Origin of the sequence: Pelagerythrobacter sp., assembly GCF_041912895.1 — a bacterium.
Classification (GTDB): domain Bacteria; phylum Pseudomonadota; class Alphaproteobacteria; order Sphingomonadales; family Sphingomonadaceae; genus Pelagerythrobacter.
Window position 1 is genome coordinate 868,263 of the sequence record NZ_JAYSGI010000001.1, and the last position, 25,972, is coordinate 894,234.

General features: G+C 67.0%; 22 protein-coding genes, 1 tRNA gene and 1 pseudogene. 14 read left to right on the forward strand and 10 right to left on the reverse strand.

Translation table 11 applies throughout. The annotated features are described in order from the left end of the window. A complete protein-coding gene (locus ACE3QC_RS04340) occupies positions 1–1,290 on the forward strand; it encodes a folylpolyglutamate synthase/dihydrofolate synthase family protein (protein ID WP_374405879.1) in 1,290 nt (429 codons plus the stop codon). Here ACE3QC_RS04340 and ACE3QC_RS04345 read toward each other — a convergent pair. Continuing rightward, complete coding sequence (locus ACE3QC_RS04345; RefSeq protein WP_374405880.1) at positions 1,287–2,636, reverse strand: MFS transporter; 1,350 nt, start codon at positions 2,634–2,636, stop codon at positions 1,287–1,289. The two genes, ACE3QC_RS04340 and ACE3QC_RS04345, sit on opposite strands and share 4 nt — an antisense overlap. Before the next feature lie 71 nt (positions 2,637–2,707). On the opposite strand from ACE3QC_RS04345, the gene ACE3QC_RS04350 reads away from it, so the two are divergent. Genes ACE3QC_RS04350 through rsmD form a run of 3 tightly spaced genes read left to right on the forward strand, consistent with a single transcriptional unit; the run spans position 2,708 to position 5,195 of the window. Beyond that, entirely contained in the window at positions 2,708–3,871 is a 1,164-nt protein-coding gene (locus ACE3QC_RS04350) for an aromatic ring-hydroxylating dioxygenase subunit alpha (RefSeq protein ID WP_374405881.1), read from the forward strand. A gap of 17 nt (positions 3,872–3,888) precedes the next feature. Next, complete coding sequence (locus ACE3QC_RS04355; RefSeq protein WP_374405882.1) at positions 3,889–4,647, forward strand: pseudouridine synthase; 759 nt, start codon at positions 3,889–3,891, stop codon at positions 4,645–4,647. Further along, on the forward strand, positions 4,644–5,195 hold the full coding sequence (rsmD, locus tag ACE3QC_RS04360; protein WP_374405883.1) for a 16S rRNA (guanine(966)-N(2))-methyltransferase RsmD: 552 nt from the start codon (positions 4,644–4,646) through the stop codon (positions 5,193–5,195). The genes ACE3QC_RS04355 and rsmD overlap by 4 nt, the downstream gene beginning before the upstream one ends. Before the next feature lie 16 nt (positions 5,196–5,211). On the opposite strand, the gene ACE3QC_RS04365 is transcribed toward rsmD, so the two are convergent. Beyond that, a complete protein-coding gene (locus ACE3QC_RS04365) occupies positions 5,212–5,682 on the reverse strand; it encodes a hypothetical protein (RefSeq protein ID WP_374405884.1) in 471 nt (156 codons plus the stop codon). A gap of 329 nt (positions 5,683–6,011) precedes the next feature. After that, entirely contained in the window at positions 6,012–6,791 is a 780-nt protein-coding gene (locus ACE3QC_RS04370) for a hypothetical protein (RefSeq protein WP_374405885.1), read from the reverse strand. A gap of 107 nt (positions 6,792–6,898) precedes the next feature. Between ACE3QC_RS04370 and ACE3QC_RS04375 the strand changes: the two genes are divergently transcribed. After that, a complete protein-coding gene (locus ACE3QC_RS04375; protein WP_374405886.1) occupies positions 6,899–9,208 on the forward strand; it encodes an ATP-dependent helicase in 2,310 nt (769 codons plus the stop codon). Positions 9,209–9,237: 29 nt separating this feature from the next. Next, positions 9,238–9,579: a DUF2200 domain-containing protein gene (locus ACE3QC_RS04380; protein ID WP_374405887.1), complete on the forward strand. Its 342-nt coding sequence runs from the start codon at positions 9,238–9,240 to the stop codon at positions 9,577–9,579. A 45-nt stretch (positions 9,580–9,624) separates the two neighbouring features. On the opposite strand, the gene ACE3QC_RS04385 is transcribed toward ACE3QC_RS04380, so the two are convergent. Together ACE3QC_RS04385 and ACE3QC_RS04390 are read right to left on the reverse strand one after the other, a co-directional pair. After that, positions 9,625–11,010, reverse strand: coding sequence for a DEAD/DEAH box helicase (locus ACE3QC_RS04385; RefSeq protein ID WP_374405888.1), 1,386 nt, complete (start codon positions 11,008–11,010; stop codon positions 9,625–9,627). 123 nt (positions 11,011–11,133) lie between these two features. Beyond that, on the reverse strand, positions 11,134–11,691 hold the full coding sequence (locus ACE3QC_RS04390; protein WP_374405889.1) for a hypothetical protein: 558 nt from the start codon (positions 11,689–11,691) through the stop codon (positions 11,134–11,136). Between the two features lie 153 nt (positions 11,692–11,844). Here ACE3QC_RS04390 and ACE3QC_RS04395 point away from each other — a divergent pair, with 153 nt between their 5' ends. Together ACE3QC_RS04395 and ACE3QC_RS04400 are read left to right on the forward strand one after the other, a co-directional pair. Then, positions 11,845–13,293: an FAD-binding oxidoreductase gene (locus ACE3QC_RS04395; RefSeq protein ID WP_374405890.1), complete on the forward strand. Its 1,449-nt coding sequence runs from the start codon at positions 11,845–11,847 to the stop codon at positions 13,291–13,293. A gap of 68 nt (positions 13,294–13,361) precedes the next feature. Further along, entirely contained in the window at positions 13,362–14,156 is a 795-nt protein-coding gene (locus ACE3QC_RS04400; protein WP_374405891.1) for a SapC family protein, read from the forward strand. 176 nt (positions 14,157–14,332) lie between these two features. Here the strand turns inward: ACE3QC_RS04400 and ACE3QC_RS04405 are convergent, their stop codons facing one another. After that, entirely contained in the window at positions 14,333–15,277 is a 945-nt protein-coding gene (locus ACE3QC_RS04405) for an N-formylglutamate amidohydrolase (RefSeq protein ID WP_374405892.1), read from the reverse strand. Positions 15,278–15,373: 96 nt separating this feature from the next. On the opposite strand from ACE3QC_RS04405, the gene cpdR reads away from it, so the two are divergent. The 4 genes and pseudogenes from cpdR to ACE3QC_RS04425 form a co-directional block, all read left to right on the forward strand. Continuing rightward, positions 15,374–15,763 (forward strand): cell cycle two-component system response regulator CpdR, encoded by a 390-nt coding sequence (gene cpdR / locus ACE3QC_RS04410; protein ID WP_374405893.1) that lies wholly within the window; start codon positions 15,374–15,376, stop codon positions 15,761–15,763. A 67-nt stretch (positions 15,764–15,830) separates the two neighbouring features. Further along, positions 15,831–15,905, forward strand: a tRNA-Val gene (locus ACE3QC_RS04415). Positions 15,906–16,026: 121 nt separating this feature from the next. Beyond that, positions 16,027–17,247, forward strand: a complete 1,221-nt coding sequence (locus ACE3QC_RS04420; RefSeq protein WP_374405894.1) for an NADP-dependent isocitrate dehydrogenase — start codon at positions 16,027–16,029, stop codon at positions 17,245–17,247. Positions 17,248–17,445: 198 nt separating this feature from the next. Continuing rightward, positions 17,446–17,769 (forward strand): annotated as a pseudogene (locus tag ACE3QC_RS04425) (GNAT family N-acetyltransferase); the annotation flags it as partial. Positions 17,770–17,819: 50 nt separating this feature from the next. Here the strand turns inward: ACE3QC_RS04425 and ACE3QC_RS04430 are convergent. Continuing rightward, entirely contained in the window at positions 17,820–17,882 is a 63-nt protein-coding gene (locus ACE3QC_RS04430; RefSeq protein ID WP_374406644.1) for a hypothetical protein, read from the reverse strand. 22 nt (positions 17,883–17,904) lie between these two features. Here ACE3QC_RS04430 and ACE3QC_RS04435 point away from each other — a divergent pair, with 22 nt between their 5' ends. After that, positions 17,905–18,960: a carbon-nitrogen hydrolase family protein gene (locus tag ACE3QC_RS04435; protein WP_374406646.1), complete on the forward strand. Its 1,056-nt coding sequence runs from the start codon at positions 17,905–17,907 to the stop codon at positions 18,958–18,960. On the opposite strand, the gene ACE3QC_RS04440 is transcribed toward ACE3QC_RS04435, so the two are convergent. After that, positions 18,957–20,174, reverse strand: a complete 1,218-nt coding sequence (locus tag ACE3QC_RS04440; protein WP_374405895.1) for an FAD-dependent oxidoreductase — start codon at positions 20,172–20,174, stop codon at positions 18,957–18,959. The two genes, ACE3QC_RS04435 and ACE3QC_RS04440, sit on opposite strands and share 4 nt — an antisense overlap. Before the next feature lie 38 nt (positions 20,175–20,212). On the opposite strand from ACE3QC_RS04440, the gene ACE3QC_RS04445 reads away from it, so the two are divergent. Next, the gene (locus ACE3QC_RS04445; protein ID WP_374405896.1) at positions 20,213–21,976 is read left to right on the forward strand and encodes a cation:proton antiporter; all 1,764 of its coding nucleotides are present in this window, start codon (positions 20,213–20,215) and stop codon (positions 21,974–21,976) included. Position 21,977: 1 nt separating this feature from the next. On the opposite strand, the gene alaS is transcribed toward ACE3QC_RS04445, so the two are convergent. Beyond that, positions 21,978–24,644, reverse strand: coding sequence for an alanine--tRNA ligase (alaS, locus tag ACE3QC_RS04450; protein ID WP_374405897.1), 2,667 nt, complete (start codon positions 24,642–24,644; stop codon positions 21,978–21,980). Between the two features lie 221 nt (positions 24,645–24,865). After that, on the reverse strand, positions 24,866–25,924 hold the full coding sequence (gene recA, locus ACE3QC_RS04455; protein ID WP_374405898.1) for a recombinase RecA: 1,059 nt from the start codon (positions 25,922–25,924) through the stop codon (positions 24,866–24,868). Between the last annotated feature and the right edge of the window lie 48 nt (positions 25,925–25,972).

Here is a 25,972-nt window from a genome sequence, read left to right on the forward strand (position 1 = left end):
ATGAAAGACTTCGGCACATCCTCCGACCCGGCGGTGCAGGCACAACTCGACCGGCTGGCCACGCTTTCGGTGCCGCAGGGGCGGCTCGGCCTCGACACGATCCGCGCGCTGCTGGCTCGGCTCGGCGATCCACACCTGTCGCTGCCGCCGGTGTTTCACGTCGCGGGGACCAACGGCAAAGGCTCGATTTGCGCCTTCCTGCGCGCGATGCTCGAGGCTGAGGGCCACCGCGTCCACGCGACCACCAGCCCGCACCTGGTGCGCTACAACGAGCGGATTCGCGTGGCGGGGGAACTGATCTCCGACGCCCGGCTGGCGGCACTGCTAGCGCAAGTGCTCGACGCGGGGGCGGACCTCGGGCCGAGCTTCTTCGAAGTCACCATCGCCGCCGCCTTCGCGGAATTCGCGCGCGTTCCCGCCGATGCCTGCGTGGTCGAGGTCGGGCTCGGCGGGCGGTTTGATGCGACCAACGTGATCCCGCGCCCCGCCGTATGCGGGATCGCCGCGCTGGGGATCGACCACGAGCGCTTTCTGCTCGCGCCCGAAGAAGGCACGCCGAGCGAGCCGCTGGCGCGCATCGCGTTCGAGAAGGCGGGCATCGCCAAGCCGGGCGTGCCGCTGGTGACGCAGTCGTATCCGGAAGGTGCCGCTCAGGAAGTCGAACACGCCGCCGAGCGCATGGGTGCACCGCTCGCAATGCGTGGGCGTGAATGGCACGGCGAGGTCGATGGCGAAGCGCTGCGCTATTCCGACAACAACGGCGCGCTCGACCTGCCGCTGCCCGCCCTGCCCGGCCCGCACCAGCCCGAGAACGCCGCGCTCGCCGTCGCCATGTTGCGACACCAGAGCGCGCTGGCTGTTACGCCCGAGGCGATGGCAGAGGGTATCCGCAGCGCCAACTGGCCCGCACGCCTCCAGCGTCTCGCCCCGGGCCCGCTCACCGATGCACGCGAAGTATGGCTCGACGGCGGGCACAATCCCAGCGCCGGGGCGATCCTCGCGCGGCATTTCGCCGGGCAGCGGCTTCACCTCGTGCTGGGGATGATCGCGGGCAAGGACCCGGCGGCGCTGACCGCGCCGCTCGCCGGGAGCATCGCGAGCCTGACGGTGGTGCCGGTGCCCGCGCACGACTGCTTCCCGGCGGAGGCGTTTGGCCCCGAGACGATCGCGGCACCCAATGTCCCCGCTGCACTCGCCGCGCTGCCGGGCGATGGCCTGCCGGTGCTGATCGCGGGTTCGCTCTACCTCGCGGGCGAGGTGCTGCGGCTCAATGGGGAAATGCCGGACTAGACCGGCGGGTCAGCCCGCGCATCGCCCTCACCCACTTCGCCGGCGGTGCCCATCGCAGCGTCGACCAGCCCGGTGCGCATCATCCACCAGAACAGCACGATGCCCGGCAGCGCGAGCACGGTGGTCAGCAGGTAGAAATCGACATAGCCGAACGTCTCGATCAAGCTGCCCGCGGTGGTGCCGGTCAGCAACCGCCCGACGATGCTCGCCCCCGCACTGATGAGCGCGTATTGCGCGGCGGTGAAGCGCAGATCGCACAGCGCCGAGAAATAGGCGACCACGACCACCCCGCCATAGCCGCTGGCGAAGTTCTCGAAGCCGATCGCGCCCGCCATGCCGAGGTTGCTCTTGCCGATCGCGGCGAGCCCGGCGAAGCTGAGGTTGGAGATTGCCATCAGGATCAGCGCGATCAGCACCGATCGCTTGAGGCCGAGCCGGGCGTAAAGAATGCCGCCCACGAACACGCCCACGATCAGCGCCCAGAAGCCGACGCCGATGTCGTAGATCGCGATCTCGTCGTTGGTGAAGCCGAGATCGTCGAACAGCAGGCGGAAGGTGAGGTTCGCCAGCGTATCGCCGATCTTGTGGACGAGGATGAACAGCAGCACCAGCCATGCGCCGTTGCGGCGGAAGAATTCGACGAACGGGCCGGAGATCGATTGCCACATCTCGCCCATGCCGCGCCGCGCGGCCACGACCTTGCGCCGCGCGGGCTCGCCCAGGATCAGCGCGGTCAGCATCGCGGGCAGCGCGAACACCGCGCAGGCGATATAGGCCGCTTCCCAGCCCATCCGTGCGGCGACGACCAGCGCCAGCGCGCCGGCGGCAGCGGCACCGATGCGCCAGCCGTACTGGCTCATGCCCGAGCCGGTGCCGAGCTGATAGGGTTTGAGCGTCTCGATCCGGTAAGCGTCGATCACGATGTCGAAGGTTGCCCCCGCCAGGCCGAGCAGCACGGCGGAGGTCGCGGTCCAGACGATGTCCGCGCTCGGATCGACCAGCGCGAGGTTGACCGTCGCGGCCATCACCAGCAGCCCGACCACGATCATCCACGACACGCGCTGGCCGAGCCGCCCGATCACCGGCAGGCGCACCCCGTCGATCACCCAGGCCCAGAGGAACTTGAGGTTGTAGACGAGGAAGGCGAGCGTGAAGGCGGTGACGGTCGATTTCTCGATCCCGTCCTGCGCCAGGCGGGTGGTCAGCGTCGCGGCCAGCAGCGCGAAGGGAAATCCCGACGACACGCCGAGGAAGAACGAGGCGAGCGATTCCTTCTCGAGATAGGGCTTGATCGATTCCCAGGTGCTGCGGCGCTCATCCCCGCCCGCATCGATCGTTTCGGCCATTCCCTAGCGTCCTTCCGTTTCGCCCGCTTTGGTGCGACACTAGCCGGGAGAGAGGACGAGGAACAGGCGTCATGAGCGCTACCCGCACCGAGCATCCCACGCGTGGCCCGACCGGCGGCATGCTGGCGCTGGCGCAGGCCATCGCCGGGGGCGAAGGCCGGGCCGAGGCGGGCGTGAGCGAGGTGCCCGCTAGCGTCTATACCGACCCAGACTACTTCGCGCGCGAGCAGCGGGCAATCTACCAGCGGATGCCGCAGATCCTCGCCCCGTCCGCGCTGCTGCCCGATCCGGGCATGGCGGTGCCGCACGATGCGACCGGGCGTCCGCTGCTCGTCACGCGTGACGGCGAGGGCAAGGCGCACGTGTTCCTCAACGTCTGCCGCCATCGCGGCACGCGGCTGGTCGAGGGCAGCGAGCCGGTGTGCCAGAAGCGGCTCGTGTGCCCTTACCACGCCTGGACCTATTCGGTGGACGGGCGCCTGCTCGCCCTGCCCCGCCCCGATACCTTTCCCGGTCTCGACAAGAGCGCGAAGGGGTTGATCGAATTGCACAGCCGCGAGACGGGTGGGTTGATCTGGTTCTGCCCGCAGGAGGGTGCCGCGGACTTCACCCATGCCGAGACACTGGGCGAGGATTTCGACGCGCTGGGCATGGGCGAACACGTGCTGTTTCGCCGCAAGACGCACGATGTGGCGGCGAACTGGAAGCTCATCATGGACGCCTTCCTCGAAAGCTATCACGTCACCCGGCTCCACGCGCAAACGATCGGGCCGTTCTTCAAGGACGGAGTGACCTCGGGCGACATGATCGGCCCGCACGCGCGCAGCGCTGTGGGGCGGCTGGAGGATATGGAGCGGATCGACCTCAACGACATGGCCGCACTGCGCCGCGTGATCACTTTCGCCTATCAGCTCCTGCCCGGCGCGCTCATCATCCCCAGCCCCGACTACATCAACGTGATGACGATGATGCCGCAGGCGCACGACCGCACGCTGGTGGAGGATTTCATGCTGATCCCCGAGCATCCCGCGACAGACAAGGCGCGCGACCATTGGGAGCGAAGCTGGGCACTGCTCGACGGCGGGGTGTTCGCAAGCGAGGATTTCCGCGCGGCCGAACTGGGGCAGCAGGGCCTCTCTACCGGCGCGATCCCCTTGCTCACGCTCGGCACGCTCGAAGGCGGTATTCGGCGCTTCCACGAGACGGTCGAGGAAGCGTTGCGCGCCGCCAATTGAACGCGTAGGCGCGCGCGATGGCGCAGCAACCCAGACCAGAAGGCGAACGTATCGCCAAGCTGCTCGCACGCGCGGGCGTGGCCAGCCGGCGCGAGGTCGAGCGGATGATCGCCGACGGGCGCGTGGCGGTCGGCGGCAAGGTGCTCGAGACCCCGGCGACGATCCTGCCGCACCTGCGCGGCGTGACGGTGGACGGCAAGCCGGTCGCGGCGGCGGACCGCACGCGGCTGTTCGCGTTCCACAAGCCGACCGGCCTCATCACCGCCGAACGCGATCCCAAGCGCCGCCCGACCATCTACACCGCGCTGCGCAACGCCCTGCCGCGCGACGCCGGACGGGTCATGCCGATCGGCCGGCTCGACCTCAACACAGAAGGGCTGCTGCTACTCACCAACGACGGCGAACTGAAGCGGCAGATGGAACTGCCCGCGAGCGGCATCCCGCGCACCTACCGCGCGCGCACGTTCGGCGAGATAAGCCAGCAGCAGCTCGAGGATCTGATCGACGGTGTGACCATCGACGGGATGCATTACGGCCGGATCGACGCCAACATGGAGCGGCGCACCGGGCGCAACCAGTGGATCGAGCTGACGATCACCGAAGGCAAGAACCGCGAGATTCGCCGCGTGCTCGAACACCTCGGGCTACAGGTCAGCCGCCTGATCCGCACCGGCTACGGCCCGTTCGCAATCGGCGAACTGGCGCGCGGGCAGGCGGTCGAAATCCCCAAGCAGCAGATCGAGCGATTCCGTAGTGGTTTGAAGAAGCGCTCGTGAGGATCGTCGCGGGCGAATGGCGCGGGCGCAAACTCGTCGCGCCCAAGGGCGAGGCGACGCGGCCCACCGCCGACCGCACGCGCGAAACGCTATTTTCCATGCTGGCGAGCAGGCTGGGCAGTTTCGAGGGGCTGGCGGTGGTGGACCTGTTCGCGGGCTCGGGCGCGCTCGGGCTGGAGGCGCTATCGCGCGGCGCGGCGCGGTGCCTGTTCGTCGAGCAGGACAGCGCCGCGCTGACCGCGTTGCGTACAAACATCGCAAGCCTGGATGCGCGCGCCCGCTGCGAGATCAGCGCGGCTTCGGTGCTGTCGCTGGGGCCGGCGAAAACGGCGCTCGATCTGATTCTGCTCGATCCGCCCTACGGCACCGGCGCGGGCGCGGTCGCGCTCGACAGGCTGCTGCGACTGGGCTGGATGGGGGAAGCCACGTGGGCGGCGCTGGAGACGCGGGCCGACGAGGCGGTGCAAGTAAAAGGCCTCGAAATCGAGGCCGAAAGACGCGTCGGCAAGGCGAAGTTGACTTTGCTCCGCCTTGCCGCGCAGATTTAGAGGTTCAACGCACCGATTACATCGGTTCCTGCGTCGGTTCCTCCTCGGTCACCGCCGGGTCTTCTGGCGTCGGATCGGTGGTCGGCTCAGCCGCCATGTCAGCCGGAGGGGCCTCGGTCGGAGCAGCCGTGGTGGCGCCACTCGCCATCGCGGCGGCCTGGCTTTCGATCTGCGCCCAAGCCTGCTCCTGCTGCTCGGCCGGAAGGCCCGAGAGCGTCACCTTGTTCGAGTCCGAGATGCGCCAGAACAGTTCCTGACGATCAGGCGTCAGCGCCCAGAAATAGGTCTGGGTGTCGGCCGGCCAGGCATCGTACTGGGCCTGCTGGGCCGCGGGCCACGCATCGTAGCTCGCTTGCTGCTGGGCATCGAGCGAACTGGTGGCGGTCGCTTCGACCGGCGGCGCGGATGCGGCTTCGTCCTGCGCAAGCGCGGGGAAAGCGATGAGAGCGGCGGCAGCCGCGGCGGGGATAAGAGTAACAATACGCATTGGGAAATCTCCTTTGCAAAAATCCCATGCAACGAACGCGAACCAATTCCCGACAGCAGTCCCCCTGTCAGGATTACCTATTATCGTGGCCATCAAGAGGGCCTGAAACAAGGTTTCCGGCTTGGCCAAATCGCTTCTGGAGAACGCTTCAGCGGTAAATGTGGCCGAATCGCGGCAAAACGCAGATCAACAAATTTCCGAAATTTTTCAGCACGTCGCTGGCCAAAATTGCCAATCAACATAAAGTAAGGGCGGAGCCGCCATGGCAGCTCCGCCCCTTTTCGGCCTGTGCGCTCATCCGTGTCCAGAGAGGCGCGCCGAAAAAACCGTCAGGCCTCGGGCTCTTCCTCGGCCACCGGCGTGGCCGGCTGTTCGGCGGGCAGCGGCTCGTCGATTTCGCTCGCCGGGCGACCCGGCCAATAGTTTAGCGGACGATTGCCGTAATTCTTGCCCGCCTCACGCGGATTGACGCAGCCGTCGGTGACCCCGTCCTCGCAGATCGGATAGTCGGTCTTCGGCGCGGGTGCACTCTGCACGGTCTCGCTCGCGACGAACTGCATATTGCCCGAGCCTGCCTGCGCGCCAGCCGGCGACCGCGGCGTGGCCGGAGCGGTCGACGTCATCGGCGCGGAGGTGGCAGCGGGCGCCGGCGGGGGCGGCGCAGTGCCGGAAGTCGACGGCGTCGCGGGCATGCTGGATGCGGGAGCAGCCGCAGGGGCCGCGGGTGCAGCAGCGCCCGGAGGGGGCGCACCGTTGAGTTGCGCGGAAATCTGCGCCCAAGCCTGAGTCCGCTGGGCGGGCGTCATCTGGAACACCTGCACCCGCTGTTCATCGGTCAGCGCCCACCAGCCGGTCTGCTGTTCGGGGGTCAAGGTCCAGTAATACTCCTGAACTCCGCCCGGCCAGCCATCGTAGGAAGCCTGCCGGTCGGCGGGCCATGCGTCGTAAGCGGTCTGCTGCGTCGCGTTCATCGAAAACGCGGCGTCGGTCGCCATATCGGCGGGCGCCTGCGCTGCCGTCGCGGTATCTTCGGGGGCGGTGGCATCCTGGGCAGCAGCGGGTACGGCCAGCGCCAGCGCGGCGGCACCAGCAAGCATCATGGTACGCATTGCAGCTTTCTCCATTGTCGGTTGTATAGCTGGCTCTACGCCGCACGCCGGGCTCGGTTCCGCCGCGCCCTTGCGCCGGCACCTTGCGTTCTCTAACTGTTCGCGTCGTGACCGACCTCGCCGAATCCGCCGCCGCTCGCCCACCATCGAGCGAGATTCCGCTTTATGCAGAGCAGCTTAACGCGCCCCAGCGCGAGGCCGTGCTGACGACCGAGGGGCCCGTGCTGATGCTCGCCGGGGCCGGAACGGGCAAGACCTCGGCGCTCACCGCACGTCTGGCACATCTCGTCGCAACCCGGCGCGCCTGGCCGAGCGAAATCCTCTGCGTCACTTTCACCAACAAGGCCGCGCGCGAGATGCGCGAACGGGTTGGCCGGCATATCGGCCCTGCGGTGGAAGGAATGCCGTGGCTCGGCACGTTCCATTCGATTGGCGCGAAGATGTTGCGACGCCATGCCGAACTGGTGGGACTGCAATCGAATTACACGATCATCGATACCGACGACCAGTCGCGCCTGCTCAAGCAGCTGATCCAGCAGAACGACCTCGACGAGAAGCGCTGGCCCGCGCGCCAGCTTGCCGGCCTGATCGACCGATGGAAGAACCGCGGGCTCAACCCCGAGGATCTCGATGCGGTCGAGAACGAGGCCTACGCCAACGGCCGCGGCCAGCAGTTCTATAGGCTCTATCAGGATCGGCTGAAGGCGCTGAACGCCTGCGATTTCGGCGATCTGCTGCTGCACATGCTCAACATCTTCCGCCGCGAGCGCGAGGTGCTGGCGCAGTATCAGCAGCGCTTCAAATACATCCTCGTCGACGAGTATCAGGACACCAATCAGGTCCAGTATCTCTGGCTCCGCCTGCTCGCGCAGGAGCGCAAGAATATCTGCGTGGTGGGGGACGACGATCAGTCGATCTATTCCTGGCGCGGGGCCGAGGTCGCCAATATCCTCAAGTTCGAGAAGGATTTTCCCGGCGCGGCGGTCATCAAGCTGGAGCAGAACTATCGCTCCACCCCGCACATCCTCGGCGCCGCCTCGGGCCTAATAAATGCCAACAGCCAGCGGCTCGGCAAGACGCTGTGGACCGAGGCCGACGGCGGCGACAAGGTGCGCGTGATCGGCGTGTGGGACGCGCCCGAGGAAGCGCGCCGCGTAGGCGAGGAGATCGAACGGCTGGAGCGCGAAGGCGCGCCGCTCGACCGGATCGCCATCCTGGTGCGCGCGCAATACCAGACGCGCGAGTTCGAGGACCGCTTCATCCAGATCGGCCTCGCCTATCGCATCGTCGGCGGTTTCCGCTTCTACGAACGCGCCGAGATTCGTGACGCGCTCGCGTACCTGCGGGTGATCGCCCAGCCCGCCGACGATCTGGCGTTCGAACGGATCTACAACCAGCCCAAGCGCGGGCTCGGCGCCAAGACGCTCGAGAAGATGCACCAGCATGCGCGCGCCACCGGCCTGCCGCTCGCCGCCGCCTCGCTGCAACTGGCCGACAGCGACGAACTGCCCGCGCGCGCAGGCGGCACGATCGCCGCGCTGATGCGCCAGTTCCTCGTGTGGCGCGAGCAGGCAGACAAAGTGACACCCGCCGAACTGCTGCGCACGGTGCTGACCGAGAGCGGCTACGAGGCGATGCTCCAGGCGGAAAAGACCGCCGAGGCGGCGGGACGGCTGGAAAACCTGTCCGAACTCGCGCGCGCGATGGAGGAATACGACACGCTCGGCGATTTCCTCGAACACGTCAGCCTGGTGATGGACAACGACGCCGACCAGTCGACCGAGAAGGTCACGATCATGACCATCCACGCCGCCAAAGGGCTGGAATTCGACAACGTGTTCCTGCCCGGGTGGGAGGAAGGCGTGTTTCCGAGCCAGCGCGCGCTCGACGAAGGCGGGCTCGCCAGCCTCGAGGAAGAGCGCCGCCTGGCCTACGTTGCGATCACCCGCGCGCGGCGGCGTTGCACGATCGTCCACGCGGCGAACCGGCGCATCTACGGCCAGTGGACCAGTTCCATCCCCAGCCGTTTCGTCGGCGAACTGCCCGCCGACCATATCGAGGAAGAAACCACGCTCACCGGTGGCGCCTCATTGTGGCGCGCAGGGATGAGCGAGCACGACGATCCGTTCGCCCACCTCGCCCGGGCCCAGCCTGCCCGCACCACCACACGCGGCCCCGGCTGGCAGCGCGCGCTCACCACCGGTTACGATCCCAGCCCGAAGCGAGTAAAGGAAAGCACGCGCAGCGCGGCGAGCTTCGCCGCCAAGCCGCGCACCGACATCGCTATCGGCGCGCGCGTGTTCCACGACAAGTTCGGCTACGGCACGGTGACCGATCAGGAAGGCAACCGGCTGGAGATCGAATTCGAGCAGGCCGGCACCAAGCGGGTGATCGACAGCTTCGTAACGGTGGCGTGAAGGCGCTAGGGAGGCGCGAGATGGGCCGAATGAACATCGCGGCGATGAAGTTCGCCAAGGTCTATCCGCTGTACGGGCAGAAGGCCGAGAGGAAGGGGCGGACGAAGGACGAGGTGGATCAGGTCATCTGCTGGCTGACCGGTCACGACCGCGCGAGCCTGCAGCGCGAGATCGACCGCGAAACCGATTTCCAAACGTTCTTCGACGAGGCTCCGAGGCTCAACCCGGATCGCACGCTGATAACCGGCGCGGTCTGTGGCGTGCGCGTGGAAGACGTCGAGGACCCGCTGATGCGCGAGGTCCGCTACCTCGACAAGCTCGTCGACGAGCTGGCAAAGGGCAAGGCGATGGAGAAGATTCTGCGGGCCTGAGCGCCATGCGGCAACCGACAGCGCGCGGCCCGCAGCGCCCGCGCGTCAGCTGAAACCGACGCCGAGGAAATCGGGCTTCGGCCCGTTCCATTCGCCTGCGGGGACCGGTTCGTCGTCTTCGTCGCGACGGCGGCGCTGGCGCTCGGGGCGCTCCGCCCGGTCGGGCCGCGAGGGGCTGTCGCGGCGCGGCTTGCGGCTTTGCCGGTCGCGATCTTCGCGGTCCTCGCGATCGCGGCGCGAACGGCGGGGCCGTTCCTCCTTCTCGTGAGGGCGTTCCTCGCGCGGTTCGGGCGCGGGCTTGAGCTCGACGCGGACGTCCTTCTTGCCGAACACCGCGATTTCCGCGCCGGTCAGCTTCTCGACATTGTCGATCGCCTCGGCGTCGTCTTCCGCGACGAAGGTGAACGCACGCCCCTTGGCGCCCGCGCGGCCGGTGCGGCCGATGCGGTGGACGTAGTCGTCCGGGTGCCACGGCGTGTCGAAATTGAACACGTGGCTCACGCCCTTGATGTCGAGCCCGCGCGCGGCGACGTCGCTGGCGACGAGGATGTTGACGTCGCCCTGCTTGAACCGGTCGAGTTCGCGCAAGCGGCTGGTCTGGTCCATGTCGCCGTGGATTTCGCCGCTGGCGAAGCCGTGACTCTGCAGGCTCTTGTTGAGCTCGCGCACGGTGGTCTTGCGGTTGGCGAAGATGATCGCGGTCTCGACCAGATCGTTGCGCAGCAACCAGCGCAGCGTCTCGCGCTTCTGGCGAGCCTTCACCGGCACCTTGAACGCGGTGATGTTCTCGTTGGTGGAGGCGCGGCGGCTGACCTCGATCCGCTTGGGCGCGGTCAGGAACTTCTTCGCCAGCTTTTCGATCGGCGGCGGCATCGTGGCGCTGAACAGCATCGTCTGGCGCGTTTCGGGCAGCTTCGAGCAGATGAACTCGATATCGGGGATGAACCCCATGTCGAGCATCCGGTCGGCCTCGTCGATCACCAGCAGTTCGCAGCCGTTGAGCAGGATCTTGCCGCGCTCGAACAGGTCCATCAGCCGGCCCGGGGTGGCGATCAGCACGTCGACGCCTTCGTCGAGCGCCTTGACCTGGTCGCCCATCTGCACGCCGCCGATCAGCAGTGCCATCCTGAGGTCGTGGTTGGTGCCGTACTTCTCGAAGTTCTCCGCCACCTGCGCCGCGAGTTCGCGCGTCGGCTCGAGAATCAGGCTGCGCGGCATGCGCGCGCGGCGGCGGCCACTGGCGAGGATATCGATCATCGGCAGCACGAAGCTTGCCGTCTTGCCCGTGCCGGTCTGCGCGATGCCGACGATGTCCTTCATCATCAGGACCGGCGGGATCGCCTGCGCCTGGATGGGAGTCGGCTCGGTATAGCCGGCGGCATCGACGGCCTTGAGCAATTCAGGGGATAGGCCGAGGTCGGCGAAAGTCATCTGTGTCCGATGGATCCGGGTTGTGGCTGGGGTGCCCGCCGTGCAGGGCACTTCGCACCTGCACAATCGCCGCGCCCTTTGCGCGGGACGCGAGGAAAAGTCAAGAATTGCCGGAGAGGCCGGTCAATCGCGTTCCGCGACCATCTGGTTGAGTGCCGAGATCGTGCACCGCGAGCCGGTGCGCGACTGGAGCCTGTCGCGATCGGCGCACATCATCCCGTCGGACCGGCGCTCGAGATAGAAACCCGAATAGAAATCCCGTGCCGAGCACGACCGCTCCAGCTCCACCGCGAACATCCGCCGGTCACGCATGTAGAGCATCAGGCGATTGTCGCGCGCGGGCTGCACCGCGCCGATCGCCGCGACCGGCAGGCATTCGGTCTCGCGTTCAGCGGGGCGTATCCGCGAGGGGCGCACTTCCGCCAGCGACGACAGGTTCGGTTCGCGCGGGCTTGTGCGATGCGGCGCGACGCGGATGATGACCCGCTGCTCGATCCGCACCTGATGCTGGACCGGGTCGGCATGGAGCGCGTCGAGCATGATCCAGCCCGGCTGCATGGCCTCGGCCCCGATCGTGCGCGGAACCGCCGGTGCGGAGTCCCCGACGATCGACGGTCCGGCCGGCGCAGGCGAGCCGAACAGAACGAGCAGGGATGCAATGATGGCCGCGGGGCTGGTCATCGAAGCTGGTCAGTTTCTCCGTGCGGTCGCCTCGATCGAGGCAACTCTATGCCGTGCGGCGCAATAGCGCAAACGCTTGAACGGAGGCTTAATCCTGCCGCGCTGCGAAGACGCGGGTGGTGAATATGCCCGCTGCTGTGCCATAGGCGCGAGATGCGCGATCCCGACGCCTTCCTCGCCGCCGCGGCCGACCTGCTCGGCGCACGCGGCTTCTCCCGCGATGCCGACACGATCGCGCCCTGGCTGACCGACTGGCGCGGGCGCTATTCGGGCCGCGCGCTGGCGATGGCCTCTCCGGCGAGCACCGAAGAGACAGCGGCGCTGGTGAAGCTGTGCGCGCAGCATCGCGTGCCGATCGTCCCGCAGGGCGGCAACAGCGGCATGTCGGGCGGCGCGACGCCCGACGAAACCGGCGGCGCGCTCCTGCTTTCGCTGCGCCGGATGAACGTCATCCGCACACTCGATAGCGATGCGCGGCAAGCGGTGTGCGAAGCGGGCGTCATCCTGCAGACGCTGCACGAGGCGGCGCACGATCACCGCCTGCGCTTCCCGCTCACGCTTGGCGGCAAGGGCTCGGCGACGGTCGGCGGACTGATCTCGACCAACGCCGGCGGGACGCAGGTGCTGCGCCACGGCACGATGCGCGCGCAAGTGCTCGGCATCGAGGCGGTGCTGGCCGACGGCAGCGTGTTCGATGCGCTGACGCCGCTCAAGAAGGACAACCGCGGGTTCGATCTCAAGCAATTGCTGATCGGTTCGGAAGGGACGCTGGGCGTGGTGACCGCCGCGACGCTGCGGCTGCTTCCCGCCATCGGCGGACGCGCGGTGCTGTGGGCAGGAATGGATTCGATCGGCGCGGCGCGGCGCCTGCTGCTCCATGCCGAGGCGCGCGCCGGCGACCGGCTGGAGGGGTTCGAGGTGATCCCCGCGCACTGCCTCGCTTCGGTGCTCGATCACTTGCCCGACGCCCGCAGCCCCGTCTCGGGCGAGCACGCCTGGCATGCGCTGATCGAGTTGGTCGCGGAAGATGGGCAAGCCGATGCCCTGCCCGCGCTGGCCGAAACCTTGCTCGCGAGCGCGTTCGAGCAGGGCCTCATCGCCGATGCGACGATCGCCGCCAGCGAGGCGCAGGCCGAGCAGTTCTGGCTGCTGCGCGATTCGATCTCCCCGGCGGAGCGCGCGATCGGCCCGGCGATGCAGCACGACATCTCGGTGCCGGTCGAGCGCATGGCCGATTTCGTCGACCGCGCAGTGCCCGAGGTCGAGGCACGCTTCCCCGGCACCACCGCGGTCGCCTTCGGCCATCTGGGCGACGGCAACGTGCATTTCCACGTGCTCGCGCCGCGCGGCGCGGCGCGCGGCGTGTGGGAGGAGAACGAGGGCAAGGCGATCAGCGCCTTCGTCCACGATCTCGTCACGCGCTGGGGCGGGTCGATCAGCGCCGAACACGGTATCGGCCAGATGAAGCGCGACGAACTGGGCCGGCTCGGCGACCCGGTCGCGCTCGATATGATGCGCCGGGTGAAACAGGCGCTCGATCCGTACGGCATGCTCAATCCGGGCAAGCTCGTGCCACTTGCACAGCCTGCCGCCACACCGTAAGGCGCGCCCTTCACGCGCGGGGCGAGCCTTGCGCGAAGCGACATTCCTGACGATCCGGAGAGATTCCCATGGCCAGCGCGCCGCAGCCCAGCCTGCCCCTGTTCTACAACGACCTGATGCCGCTCAACAGCCGCGATCACGCCAAATGGCACAGCAAATCGGTCGATTCGGCCAAGTGGCTTTCGGGCCAGCACGCGATTCCGCTCACGGTCGACGAATTCGTGCAGGCGCAGCGCGACTATCCGATCGTGTTCTCCTCGGGCGAGAACCCGCTGCCGCTCGCGCTGATGGGCCTCAACGAAGGCGTGAACACTTTCGTCGACGAGAACGGCAAGGTCACCGATCCGGTCTACCTGCCGGCGTATGTCCGCCGCTATCCGTTCATGCTGGCCAAGCTCCAGCAGGATTCCGACGAGCTCTCGCTGTGCTTCGATCCGACGACCGACGCGGTCGGCGAGTTCTCCGAAGGCGAGGCGCTGTTCGACGACGAGGGCAAGCCCGCTGCGGCGACCCAGCGCGTGCTCGAATTCTGCCAGCACTTCGAGGAAGCGGGCCAGCGGACCAAGAACTTCATCGACGAACTGAAGAAGCACGATCTGCTGATGGATGGCGAGATTGCCATCACCACCAACGACAATCCCGACAATCCCTACATCTACCGCGGCTTCCGCATGGTGAACCAGGAAAAGCTGCGCGAAGTTCGGGGCGATGTCCTGCGCACCTGGAACCAGAACGGGCTGATCGCGATGATCTACAGCCACCTGTTCTCGCTCGAACTGATGCGCTCGATCTTCGCGCGCCAGCAGCAGCAGGGCAAGGGCCCCACCCTGCCGCCGGCTCCGGCCGAAGTTCCGGTCAATTGAAGCACGGCAGAGCGGGGTTTCCGGGCGGCGGCCCGGGCTTGTAAAGGCCACACCCCTTTCCTATCTGCAATGTGTCGGACCGGCGATCCCCTCATGGCCGGTTCCGATTGGTGCGCTGCGGTGCACCTCCTCCCTGAACCTTGGCCACCTCGTGCATCTTGCACGAGGTGGTTTTTTCATTCGGCCGCCAGCGGCAGGGTTCCTCCGCGACCGAGCGCGGCGACCACGTCCCCCAGCTCGCGCACGAGCCCGCCGAGCAGCTTCGCCATCGCCGGCATTCGGGCCGATGGCTCGGCAAACTGCGCGTCGAGATAGGTCGCGCGGCAAATCTCCACCTGCATCGCATGGATCCCGCGCGCGGGGGCGGCGTGCCGGTCGAGGATATAACCGCCGGCATAGGGACGGTTGTGCGCCGCGCGCCGTTCGTGGCGCGCGAGAAAGGCGAAGCCCTGCGCCGCCAGCCCCGGGTTGCAAGCAGCGCCGAACCGGTCGCCGATGACGAATTCCGCCGGCCGGTCGCCGGGGAAGCGGGGCCGCAGCGGCGGCATCGAATGGAGATCGATCAGCAGCGCTGCGCCCCAGCGGTCGCGCAAGGTTTCGAGCGCCTGCCCCAGCGCCGCGTGATAGGGCTTGTGGATACCGTCGATCCGCGCTTCGAGCTCGCCCCGCGTAATCGACCGTTTCCACAGCTCGCCCACCCCGGCCAGGCGGCGCGGAATCAACCCCAGCCCGCTGCGCGAACGACGGTTGACCAGCGAGTTGCGCACCTCCCTCGGCGCCCCGCCCTCGACCATCGACCAGTCCATATCTTCGCACGCGCGATTGAGATCGAGCATCGCGCGCGGGGCATGTGCCACCAGCAGCGCCGCTCCGGTGGCCTCGGCGATTTCGTGCGCGAGCAGGTCGACATAGCGATCCTCGAGCCTGAGCGCGCTGTAATCCGCATTGCGCATCGCCTCGATCACCGCAGGCGGATAGTCGCGGCCGGCATGCGGGGCGGCGACCAGCACCGGGATCGGGGTATCGCGCGGAACGTGCAGCGTGAATGCCGGTCCGCCGTGGCCGGGTATCGCCCCCCGCGGCGGCGCGTCACCCCCCGGCCCTGCCATCTGCTCGTCCATCGCCATCCTTGCTGGACCGTTGACCATGGTGTGTCAAAGCAGGGCAACATCGACAAGGCGAAAGATTTCTTAAGCCGGCACGGCTAAGGCCGCCGCATGACGCACAGCAATGGTCTCAAGGTCCTGATCGCCGAAGACGAGGAGGCGATGCGCGGTTATCTCGCGCGCGCACTCGAAAACGCCGGCTACGACGTGGTCGCCGTGGATCGCGGGACCGAGGCGGTGCCACTGCTCGAGGCGGAGGATTTCGACCTCCTCCTGTCCGATATCGTGATGCCCGAGATGGACGGGATCGAACTCGCCCAGCGTTGCGGCGAGGTGAGCCCGCATACCAAGGTGATGTTCATCACCGGCTTCGCCGCCGTCACGCTCAAGGCCAGCCGCGAGCAGCCGCAGGCCAAGGTGCTGTCCAAGCCCTTCCATCTGCGCGACCTCGTGCTCGAGGTGGAGCGCGTATTCGAAGACAAGTTGCAGATGACCGTCTGACGGCCTGCGCAAATGGGCTTGCGCGGGGCTCGGCCTCTCGCTAGATGGCCCGCCTGCCGATGGCCCGGGGCGTATAGCTCAGTGGTAGAGCACTATGTTGACATCGTAGGGGTCCCAAGTTCAATCCTTGGTACGCCCACCATCGCAGACGATAAGAGGCTCGCCGGAAGGCGGGCCTTTTTCGTTTATGGGCGCTTCCCTTGCGCCCTCCCCGCCCTCTGCTAAAGCGCCCGCAAACCTCCTCAGGACAGACAAGGGCAGACATGCAGAAAATCCAGGTCAAGAACCCGATCGTCGAGCTCGACGGCGACGAAATGACGCGCATCATCTGGGAATGGATCCGCGAGCGGCTCGTCCTCCCCTACCTCGATGTCGACCTGAAGTACTACGACCTGTCGATCGAAAAGCGCGACGAAACCGACGACCAGATCACCGTCGACGCCGCCAACGCCATCAAGGAGCACGGCGTGGGCGTGAAGTGCGCCACGATCACCCCGGACGAGGCGCGGGTCGAGGAATTCGGCCTCAAGAAGATGTGGGTCAGCCCCAACGGCACGATCCGCAACATCCTGGGCGGCGTGGTGTTCCGCGAACCGATCGTGATCGACAACGTGCCGCGGCTGGTGCCCGGCTGGACCGACCCGATCGTGGTCGGCCGCCACGCCTTCGGCGACCAGTACCGCGCGAAAGACACGCTGATCCCCGGCGCTGGCAAGCTGCGCCTCGTGTTCGAAGGCGAAAACGGCGAGAACATCGATATCGACGTGTTCGAATTCCAGTCCAGCGGCGTCGCGATGGCGATGTACAACCTGGACGATTCGATCCGCGACTTCGCCCGCGCGAGCATGAACTACGGCCTCGATCGCGGCTGGCCGGTCTATCTCTCGACCAAGAACACCATCCTCAAGAAGTACGATGGCCGCTTCAAGGATCTGTTCCAGGAAGTGTTCGACGCCGAATTCGCCGACAAGTTCAAGGCCGCCGGCATCACCTACGAACACCGCCTGATCGACGACATGGTCGCCGCCGCGCTCAAGTGGAGCGGCAAGTTCGTGTGGGCCTGCAAGAACTACGATGGCGACGTGCAGTCCGATACCGTGGCGCAGGGCTTCGGCTCGCTCGGCCTGATGACCAGCGTGCTGATGACGCCCGATGGCAAGACCGTGGAGGCCGAGGCCGCGCACGGCACCGTTACCCGTCACTATCGCCAGCACCAGCAGGGCAAGGCGACCAGCACCAATCCGATCGCCAGCATCTTCGCCTGGACCCGCGGCCTGATGTATCGCGGCAAGTTCGACGACACCCCCGACGTGGTCCGCTTCGCCGAGACGCTGGAGAAGGTCTGCATCAACACGGTTGAGAAGGGTCAGATGACCAAGGACCTCGCGCTGCTGATCGGTCCGGACCAGAACTGGCTGACCACCGAGCAGTTCTTCGAGGCGATCGTGAAGAACCTCGAAACCGAGATGGCGAACTGGAAGTGAAACCTCTGCCCTCTTGCGTCATTGAACACTCGATGACGCAAGGGGGCACGATTTCCAGTGGCTAAGACACCGACAAAGCAGCAACCCGCGCGCCGCAAGGCGTCCGAGAAGTTCGGCAAGCGCCGGCTCGAGGTGCGCAACGCGCGCGCGAAGGACATCCGCGGGATCGCCGCGCTGGTGCGGCGCGTCTATGACGACATGCCCGCCTACACCCACGGCGAAATCCGCGGACAGATCAACAACTTCCCCGAAGGCTGCTTCGTCGCGCTGCTCGACGAGGAGGTCGTCGGCTATTGCGCGACGATGCAGATCGCCGAGACGCTGGCGTTCCAGAACCATGACTGGGACGAGATCACCGGCAACGGCTTCGGCAGCCGCCACGATCCCACCGGCGACTGGCTCTACGGTTACGAGATGTGCGTCGACCCCAAGGTGCGCGGCGTGCGCATCGGGCGGCGGCTCTACGAGGAACGCCGCGCACTGGCCGAGGAAAACGACCTGACCGGGATCGTCTTCGCCGGGCGGATGCCGAACTATCGCCGCAACAAGCGCAAGGTGGACGGCCCGGACGATTATCTGGAACAGGTGATCGCCGGAAAGCTGCACGATCCGGTGCTGCGCTTCCAGCTCGCCAACGGGTTCGAGCCCGAGCGGGTGATGAAGAACTATCTGCCCGAGGACAAGAAGTCCGAGGCGAACGCGGTGATGATGGTCTGGCGCAACCCCTACGTAGAGCGCGACCAGCCGGTGAAGAAGCGTCTGCCGCGCGGGGTGGAGGCGGTGCGCGTCGCGACCTGCCAATTGCAGGCGCGCGCGGTCGCCGACTACGACGAGTTTCTGCGCGCGATCCGCTATTTCGTCGATGTCGCAAGCGATTACGAGGCGGACTTCATCGTCTTTCCCGAACTGTTCACGCTGATGTTGCTGAGCTTCGAGGAAAAGGAACTGTCGCCGGTCGAAGCGATCGAGCGTCTGTCCGAATACACCCCGCGCCTCAAGGCCGACATTTCGGACATGGCGATGCGGTTCAACATCAACATCATCGCCGGATCGCACCCGACGCGGATGGAGGACGGCGACATCCACAACGTCGCCTACGTCTGCCTGCGCGACGGCGCGATCCACGAGCAGGAGAAGATCCACCCGACGCCCAACGAACGCTATTGGTGGAACATCAAGGGCGGCGACAAGATCGACGTGATCCAGACCGATTGCGGCCCGATCGGGGTGCAGATCTGCTACGACAGCGAGTTCCCCGAACTGACCCGCCGGCTGGCCGACGAAGGCGCGCGGATCATCTTCGTGCCGTTCTGCACCGACAGCCGGCAGGGGTATCTGCGCGTGCGCTATTGTGCACAGGCCCGCGCGATCGAGAACCAGTGCTACGTCGTGCTCTCGGGCAATGTCGGCAACCTGCCCAACGTCGCCAACATGGATATCCAGTATGCGCAGAGCTGCATCCTGACCCCGTGCGACTTCCCCTTCGCGCGCGACGGCATCGCCGCCGAGGCGAGCGAGAACGTCGAGACGCTGACGATCAGCGACATCAACCTCGCGGACCTTAGCTGGGCACGCGCCGAAGGCACGGTGCGCAACCTCGCGGACCGCCGTTTCGATCTCTATCGCATCGAATGGGACGAGACCGGCGCGCATCCCGGCAAGCCGCCGCCGCGGCGCGAACCGCTCGGCCCCTCGACCGTCGGCGGCGGTTAACCGGAAACGGTGGGCGAGCGCACCCGCTCGCGCCGCACGCCGAGGCCGATCGCGCGGCCGGGAACGCGCCGCAGCAGCGGAAAACGGTCGAGCACCCGCACGGGCAGCGGCGCGCGGGTGATCGCCTCGCCCGACAGCACGCGCCCGATGATCGCATCCTGCGCCGCCTTCTGCGCGGCCTGGATGACGCGGGTGGGAAACATCCGCCGCGCCTGGATGCTGGCGAGCAACGGGTCGGGATCGGTCCCGGCCACCATCGGCCCGGCAAGCAGGTTCGCCGCCGCGACCGCATCCTGGATCGCAAGGTTGATCCCGATACCGCCAATCGGGCTCATCGCGTGGGCCGCGTCGCCGATCGCCAGCAAGCCGGGCCGGTGCCAGCGCGTCAGCCGATCGAGCGCGACCGACAGCAGCTTGAGATCGTCGATGCTGTCGGGCTCCCCATGCTCGGGAAACGGAATGTCGGGAAAGGCGGCGGCGACCTGCTCGCGCACCCAGCGCACGCCGCGCGCCTTGACCGCCTCCGCACCGCCCTTGGGCACGAGCAACGCCGTCTGCCAATACGATCCGCGGTCGATCAGGATGACCATACGCCCCGTGTCGACCGAACCGCGCAGCGCGCCGCCCGGATTGTCCCCCTGACCGAGGTGAAACCAGAGCACGTCCATCGGCGCGCCGAGCGCTTCGACCGGCAGCAGGCCCTGCGTGCGCACGAGCGAATCGCGCCCGTCGGCCATGATGGTGAGCCGCGCGCGAAGCTCCTCTCCGCCCGCCAGGCGCACTCCGGCGGTGCGGCCGCTCTCCTCGATCAGCGCTTCCGCCCGGCTCTCCATCCGTAGCGAGAAACCCGCGAAGGCGCCCGCCTCGTCGCGCAGGAAATCGAGGAATTCCCATTGCGGCATCATCGCGATGAAGGGCGCCGCGACCGGCAGGTGCGAGAGGTCGCCCACGGCATAGTCGCGCCCGGCCACGCGAATTTCCGCCCGGTCAAGCCGGTCGTGCGGCCGCTGCAGGAAGCGCCGGAGCATGCCGAGTTCGTCGAGCACCTCCATCGTCGAGGGATGGACGGTATCGCCGCGGAAATCGCGGAAGAAGTCGGCATGCTTTTCCAGCACGGTCACTCGCAGGCCGGCCCGCGCGAACAGCAGGCCAGCCATCATGCCTGCCGGTCCGCCACCGACGATCGCGATATCGCGGGCATTGTCGTGCGCCATGCCGTGACATTGGTGCGACCGGTGGCTAGGTGCAAGCCATGGCCGGTGAGATCGCCCCAACCCCCGCACTGTCCGACGCGCTGGTGATCCTCGGCGCGGCGGGTATCGTCATTCCGGTCTTCACCCGGTTCCGCATTACGCCGGTCATCGGCTTCATCCTCATCGGCATCGCGGTCGGCCCCTTCGGCCTCGGCGAATGGGTCTTCGAGTACCCGTGGCTCGGGCACATTACGATAAGCGATCCGGAGAGCCTGGCCCCGTTCGCCGAATTCGGCATCATCCTGTTGCTGTTCTCGATCGGGCTCGAGCTGTCGTTCAATCGATTGTGGCAGATGCGCAGGCTCGTCTTCGGGCTCGGCGCGCTCGAACTGCTCATCATCGGCAGTTGCCTCGCCATCGCGCTGTCGATGATGGGGCAATTCTGGACCGGCGCGCTCGGGCTGGGGCTGGCGCTGGCGCTGTCCTCCACCGCGATCGTGCTGCCGATTTCGGGCACCACCACTCCGGTCGGGCGCGCCGCGCTATCGATGCTGCTGTTCGAGGACATCGCCATCGTGCCGATCATCTTCATGCTCGGCGCGATGGCGCCGAACGCGCAGGCCGAAGGGTGGGAAGGCCTCGTCGACACGCTGTGGCAGGGTGGGCTGGTGGTCATCGCGCTGCTGGTTGTCGGGCGGATCGCCCTGCCCCGCCTGTTCGCGCAGGCGGCGCGAACCAAGAGCCCCGAACTGTTTCTCGCCGCGAGCCTGCTGGTGGTGATCGGCGCGAGCCTCGCTACCGCCGTCGTCGGCCTGTCGCCGATCGTCGGCGCGCTGATCGCCGGGCTGCTGATCGCCGAAACCGAATATCACGGCGAGGTCGAATCGATCATGGAGCCATTCAAGGGTCTCGCGCTCGGCGTGTTCCTCATTACCGTGGGCATGAGCATCGACCTGACGACGATCTGGGACAATCTCGGCCCGATCGCGCTGGCGGTGGTGCTGGTGCTGACCTTCAAGGCGGTCGTCACCGGGATATTGCTGCGCCTGATGGGTGCGCGGCGAAGCACCGCGGCGGAAACCGGCATGCTGATGGCGAGCCCTTCGGAAACCACGCTGATCGTGCTCGCCGCGGCCAGTTCCGCGTTGCTGATCCAACCCGGCACCGCGCAATTCTGGCAGATCGTGACCGCGATCGGGCTGACGGTGACCCCGATCCTCGCCAAGCTCGGGCAGATGATCGCGCGCCGGGTGGAGGCCGCGCCCGAGCTTCCGCCCGAACACAGCGACGATCCGCGCGTGATCGTGGTCGGTGCGGGCCGTGTCGGACGCCTCGTGGCGGACATGCTCCGGGTCCACGAGAAGCCCTATATCGCGCTCGATTCGAACCCCGACCTGATCGCGCGCGCCAAGCGCGAGGGCTATCACGCGCTCTATGCCGACGCCTCGCGGCGCGGCGCGCTCCACCGCCTCGGCCTCGACAATGCGCTGGCGGTGGTGTTGACGATGGACGAACCGGTGCTCGCCCAGCGCCTCGTCGCCAAGCTTCGGAAGCAATATCCCGAGTTGCTGATCGTGGCGCGCGCGCGCGATTCGATCCACGCGGCCGAACTCTACCGCGCCGGGGCGAGCCATGCGGTGCCCGAAACACTCGAAAGCTCGCTCCAGCTATCCGAAGCGGTGCTCGGCGACATCGGCGTGGCTATTGGCCCCGTGATCGCCTCGATCCACGAAAAACGCGACGAATTTCGCGAGCAAATCCGCAAGGGCGGCGCGCTCGAGCACAAGCCCAAGCTGCGCACCGGCACCGTCGAAGCGGGCTAGGTCAGGCGGAAACGGTCTCCGCCATTGCCGCCTTCACCGCTGCGATCGCATCGGCGCCCTTGCCGCCATCGGGGCCGCCGCCCTGCGCCATGTCGGGCCGCCCTCCGCCGCCCTTACCGCCGAGCGCCTCGACACCCTGGCGCACCAGCGCGATTGCATCGAACCGGCCGATCAGGTCGTCGGTGACCGCGACTGCGATCGCCGCGCGTCCGCCGTTGACCGCGACCGCCGCCGCGACGCCCGAGCTGAGCCGGGCCTTCGCTTCGTCGAGCAGGCCGCGCAGCTCCTTCGCATCGAGCCCTTCGAGCACTTGGCCGGAGAACTTCACCCCAGCAACATCTTCGTCAGCCGTGGCGGGGGCCGAGCCGCCACCGCCGCCCAGCGCGAGCGCTTTCTTCGCGTCGGCCAGTTCGCGTTCGAGCCGCTTGCGTTCGTCGACCAGTGCGGCGACGCGCGCTTCGACCTCGTCGGGTGCGGTGCGCAGCGTGTCGGCGACCGATTTCAACGCGTCCTCGCGCGCGACCAGCCAGCGGCGCGCCGCCTCGCCGGTCAGCGCCTCGATCCGGCGCACGCCCGAGGAGACCGCGCTTTCGGACACGATGCGGAACAGGCCGATGTCGCCGGTGGCATTCACATGCGTGCCGCCGCACAGCTCGACCGAATAGTTGCGCGCGCCTTCTCCCTTGCGGCCCATCGACAATACGCGGACCTCGTCGCCGTATTTCTCGCCGAACAGCGCCAGCGCACCCGCTTCGACCGCGTCGTCGGGGCTCATCAGCCGGGTCTGGACCTGCTCGTTGGCGCGGATTTCGGCGTTCACCTCAGCCTCGACCGCGGCGATGTCCTCGTCCGACAGCGGCTTGGGGTGCGAGAAGTCGAACCGGAAGCGGTCGGCGGCGACGAGCGAGCCCTTCTGCGTCACATGGCTACCGAGCCGGTTGCGCAGCGCGGCGTGGACCAGATGGGTGGCCGAATGGTTCGCGCGGATCATGTCGCGGCGCGTTGCATCGACCGTGAGGTGCACGCTCTCGCCGACGGACACGCTGCCTTCCTCGACAGTACCGTGGTGCGCGTGGAGGCGGCCGAGCGGCTTGCCGGTGTCCGAGACCGCGATGCGCAGGCCCTCGGGCGTCCAGATCTTGCCGGCATCGCCCGACTGGCCGCCGCTCTCGCCGTAGAACGGGCTCTGGTTCGTGAGGATCGTGACCTCGTCGCCCACCTCGGCGCGCTCGATTTCGGCGCCGTCGCGCACGATGGCGACCACCCGGCCTTCGCCCTCGGTCGAGGAGTAACCGGTGAATTCGGTGCCACCCTCGCGTTCGGCCACGTCGAACCACAGTTCGCCGTCGGCGGCCTGGCCCGAGCCTTTCCACGCGGCGCGCGCGGCGGCCTTCTGCCGCGCCATCGCGGCGTCGAACCCCTCGCGGTCGACCCCGATGCCGCGCGCGCGGAGAGCGTCTTCGGTCAGATCGTAGGGAAAGCCATAGGTGTCGTAGAGCTTGAAGGCGGTCTCGCCGGGCAGTTCGCCGCCCTCTGCAAGACCGGTCGTCTCTTCGTCGAGCAGGCGCAGCCCCTTGTCGAGCGTACGGCGGAACTGGGTTTCCTCGCGCTCGAGCACTTCCTCGATCAGCGCCTGTCCGCGCTGGAGTTCGGGATAGGCCTGGCCCATTTCGGCGACGAGCGTGGGCACGAGGCGGTGCATCAGCGGCTGTTCGGCACCCAGCAGGTGCGCGTGGCGCATCGCGCGACGCATGATCCGGCGCAGGACGTAGCCGCGCCCTTCGTTCGAGGGGAGCACGCCGTCGGCCATCAGGAACCCGCTGGACCGCAGGTGATCGGCGATCACCCGGTGGCTCGCGCGGCGATCGCCTTCGGCGGGCACGCCGGTCAGCCCCTCGCTCGCCGCGATCAGGATCTTGAAGGTATCGATGTCGTAGTTGTCGTGCACCCCCTGCATGATCGCGGAGATGCGCTCGAGCCCCATGCCGGTGTCGATGCTGGGCTTGGGCAGATCTGTTCGGGTCCCGTCTGCCGCTTGCTCGAACTGCATGAACACGAGGTTCCAAATCTCGATGAAGCGGTCGCCGTCCTCGTCGGGCGATCCCGGAGGGCCGCCGGGGATGTGATCGCCGTGGTCGTAGAACACCTCGCTGCACGGGCCGCACGGGCCGGTGTCGCCCATCGACCAGAAGTTGTCGCTGGTGGCGATGCGGATGATCCGCTCTTCGGGCAGGCCGGAAATCTTGCGCCACAGGTCGAACGCCTCGTCGTCCGTGTGATAGACGGTGGCGGTGAGGCGGTCGGGTGCGAGACCCCAATCCTTAGTGAGCAAGGTCCAGGCGTGCTCGATCGCCTGATCCTTGAAATACTCGCCGAACGAGAAGTTGCCGAGCATTTCGAAGAACGTGTGGTGGCGCGCGGTGTAGCCGACGTTGTCGAGATCGTTGTGCTTGCCGCCGGCGCGCACGCATTTCTGGCTGCTGACCGCAGTCGGCGCAGGCGGCGTTTCCAGCCCGGTGAACACGTTCTTGAACGGCACCATGCCCGCGTTGACAAACATCAGCGTGGGATCGTTGTACGGCACCAGCGGCGCGCTGGGCACCGGCGCGTGGCCATTGCGCGCGAAATAGTCGATGAAGGACCGGCGGATATCGTTGGTGGACTGCATGCCTGCGCAGGTAGTTCCTGCGGCGCGGTGCGACAAGCCGATTAACGTGCGCGCAGTGAGCGAGCCAGGCGATCGTGCACCGAGGGCATTTTATGGCGGATGGCGCGAAAACCGCCGTATCCAAGAAAAACCGGCGCGGGCCGCTGCGGGCACACACGCCGGTTTTCCGTTTTCCGGGGCGCCACCCGATAGCGGGATCGCGCGCCCCCTTGAGGCGATGATCAGTCGTCCGCGTCCGGGCCGGTCATCATCTCCTCGGCGACCTCATCGGTCCGGCCGCGGATCGCGGCTTCCAACTTGTCGCAAACTTCGGGATTTTCCTTGAGATACTGCTTGGCGTTCTCGCGGCCCTGGCCGATGCGGATCGAATCGTAGCTGAACCAGCTACCCGATTTCTCCACGATCCCTGCCTTGACGCCGAGGTCGAGGATCTCGCCGATCTTGGAGATACCCTCGCCGTACATGATGTCGAATTCGACCTGCTTGAACGGCGGGGCGACCTTGTTCTTGACCACTTTCACGCGGGTCGAGTTGCCGACGATCTCGTCGCGATCCTTGATCTGCCCGGTGCGGCGGATGTCGAGCCGGACCGAGGCATAGAACTTCAGCGCGTTGCCGCCGGTCGTGGTTTCCGGGTTGCCGTACATCACGCCGATCTTCATGCGGAGCTGGTTGATGAAGATCACCATCGTCTTCGACCGGCTGATCGACCCGGTGAGCTTGCGCAGCGATTGCGACATCAGGCGCGCCTGAAGGCCCACGTGGCTGTCACCCATCTCGCCCTCAATTTCGGCGCGCGGAACCAGCGCGGCGACCGAATCGACCACCAGCACGTCGATCGCGTTCGAACGCACCAGCGTGTCGGTGATCTCGAGCGCTTGTTCTCCGGTATCGGGCTGCGACACGACCAGTTCGTCGATATCGACGCCCAGCTTCTTGGCGTAGACCGGATCGAGCGCGTGTTCGGCATCGACGAACGCAGCGGTGCCGCCGTTCTTCTGCGCTTCGGCGATCACGTGCAGCGCGAGCGTCGTCTTGCCCGAGCTTTCCGGCCCATAGACCTCAATCACCCGGCCCTTGGGCAAGCCGCCCACGCCCAATGCGATATCGAGCCCGAGCGATCCGGTGGAGATCGCCTCCACCTGCATGGCTTCCTTCTGGCCCAGCTTCATCGCCGAACCCTTGCCGAACGCGCGATCGATCTGCGCCAGAGCGGCGTCGAGCGCCTTTTGACGGTCCACGTTGCTTTCCTTCTCAACCAGCTTCAGTTCCGCCGCCATCGCATGGCCTCCTTCGCTTGCCTAGGGCATCGTCGCCGTTATCTACCG

What these genes read in the sequence shown, in the direction of transcription:
- ACE3QC_RS04340 (WP_374405879.1), top strand. Translation starts at nt 1, where the DNA reads ATGAAAGACTTCGGCACATCCTCCGACCCGGCGGTGCAGGCACAACTC.
- ACE3QC_RS04345 (WP_374405880.1), bottom strand. Translation starts at nt 2,636, where the DNA reads ATGGCCGAAACGATCGATGCGGGCGGGGATGAGCGCCGCAGCACCTGG.
- ACE3QC_RS04350 (WP_374405881.1), top strand. Translation starts at nt 2,708, where the DNA reads ATGAGCGCTACCCGCACCGAGCATCCCACGCGTGGCCCGACCGGCGGC.
- ACE3QC_RS04355 (WP_374405882.1), top strand. Translation starts at nt 3,889, where the DNA reads ATGGCGCAGCAACCCAGACCAGAAGGCGAACGTATCGCCAAGCTGCTC.
- ACE3QC_RS04365 (WP_374405884.1), bottom strand. Translation starts at nt 5,682, where the DNA reads ATGCGTATTGTTACTCTTATCCCCGCCGCGGCTGCCGCCGCTCTCATC.
- ACE3QC_RS04370 (WP_374405885.1), bottom strand. Translation starts at nt 6,791, where the DNA reads ATGCGTACCATGATGCTTGCTGGTGCCGCCGCGCTGGCGCTGGCCGTA.
- ACE3QC_RS04380 (WP_374405887.1), top strand. Translation starts at nt 9,238, where the DNA reads ATGAACATCGCGGCGATGAAGTTCGCCAAGGTCTATCCGCTGTACGGG.
- ACE3QC_RS04385 (WP_374405888.1), bottom strand. Translation starts at nt 11,010, where the DNA reads ATGACTTTCGCCGACCTCGGCCTATCCCCTGAATTGCTCAAGGCCGTC.
- ACE3QC_RS04390 (WP_374405889.1), bottom strand. Translation starts at nt 11,691, where the DNA reads ATGACCAGCCCCGCGGCCATCATTGCATCCCTGCTCGTTCTGTTCGGC.
- ACE3QC_RS04395 (WP_374405890.1), top strand. Translation starts at nt 11,845, where the DNA reads ATGCGCGATCCCGACGCCTTCCTCGCCGCCGCGGCCGACCTGCTCGGC.
- ACE3QC_RS04400 (WP_374405891.1), top strand. Translation starts at nt 13,362, where the DNA reads ATGGCCAGCGCGCCGCAGCCCAGCCTGCCCCTGTTCTACAACGACCTG.
- ACE3QC_RS04405 (WP_374405892.1), bottom strand. Translation starts at nt 15,277, where the DNA reads ATGGACGAGCAGATGGCAGGGCCGGGGGGTGACGCGCCGCCGCGGGGG.
- cpdR (WP_374405893.1), top strand. Translation starts at nt 15,374, where the DNA reads ATGACGCACAGCAATGGTCTCAAGGTCCTGATCGCCGAAGACGAGGAG.
- ACE3QC_RS04420 (WP_374405894.1), top strand. Translation starts at nt 16,027, where the DNA reads ATGCAGAAAATCCAGGTCAAGAACCCGATCGTCGAGCTCGACGGCGAC.
- ACE3QC_RS04435 (WP_374406646.1), top strand. Translation starts at nt 17,905, where the DNA reads ATGAAGAACTATCTGCCCGAGGACAAGAAGTCCGAGGCGAACGCGGTG.
- ACE3QC_RS04440 (WP_374405895.1), bottom strand. Translation starts at nt 20,174, where the DNA reads ATGGCGCACGACAATGCCCGCGATATCGCGATCGTCGGTGGCGGACCG.
- ACE3QC_RS04445 (WP_374405896.1), top strand. Translation starts at nt 20,213, where the DNA reads ATGGCCGGTGAGATCGCCCCAACCCCCGCACTGTCCGACGCGCTGGTG.
- alaS (WP_374405897.1), bottom strand. Translation starts at nt 24,644, where the DNA reads ATGCAGTCCACCAACGATATCCGCCGGTCCTTCATCGACTATTTCGCG.
- recA (WP_374405898.1), bottom strand. Translation starts at nt 25,924, where the DNA reads ATGGCGGCGGAACTGAAGCTGGTTGAGAAGGAAAGCAACGTGGACCGT.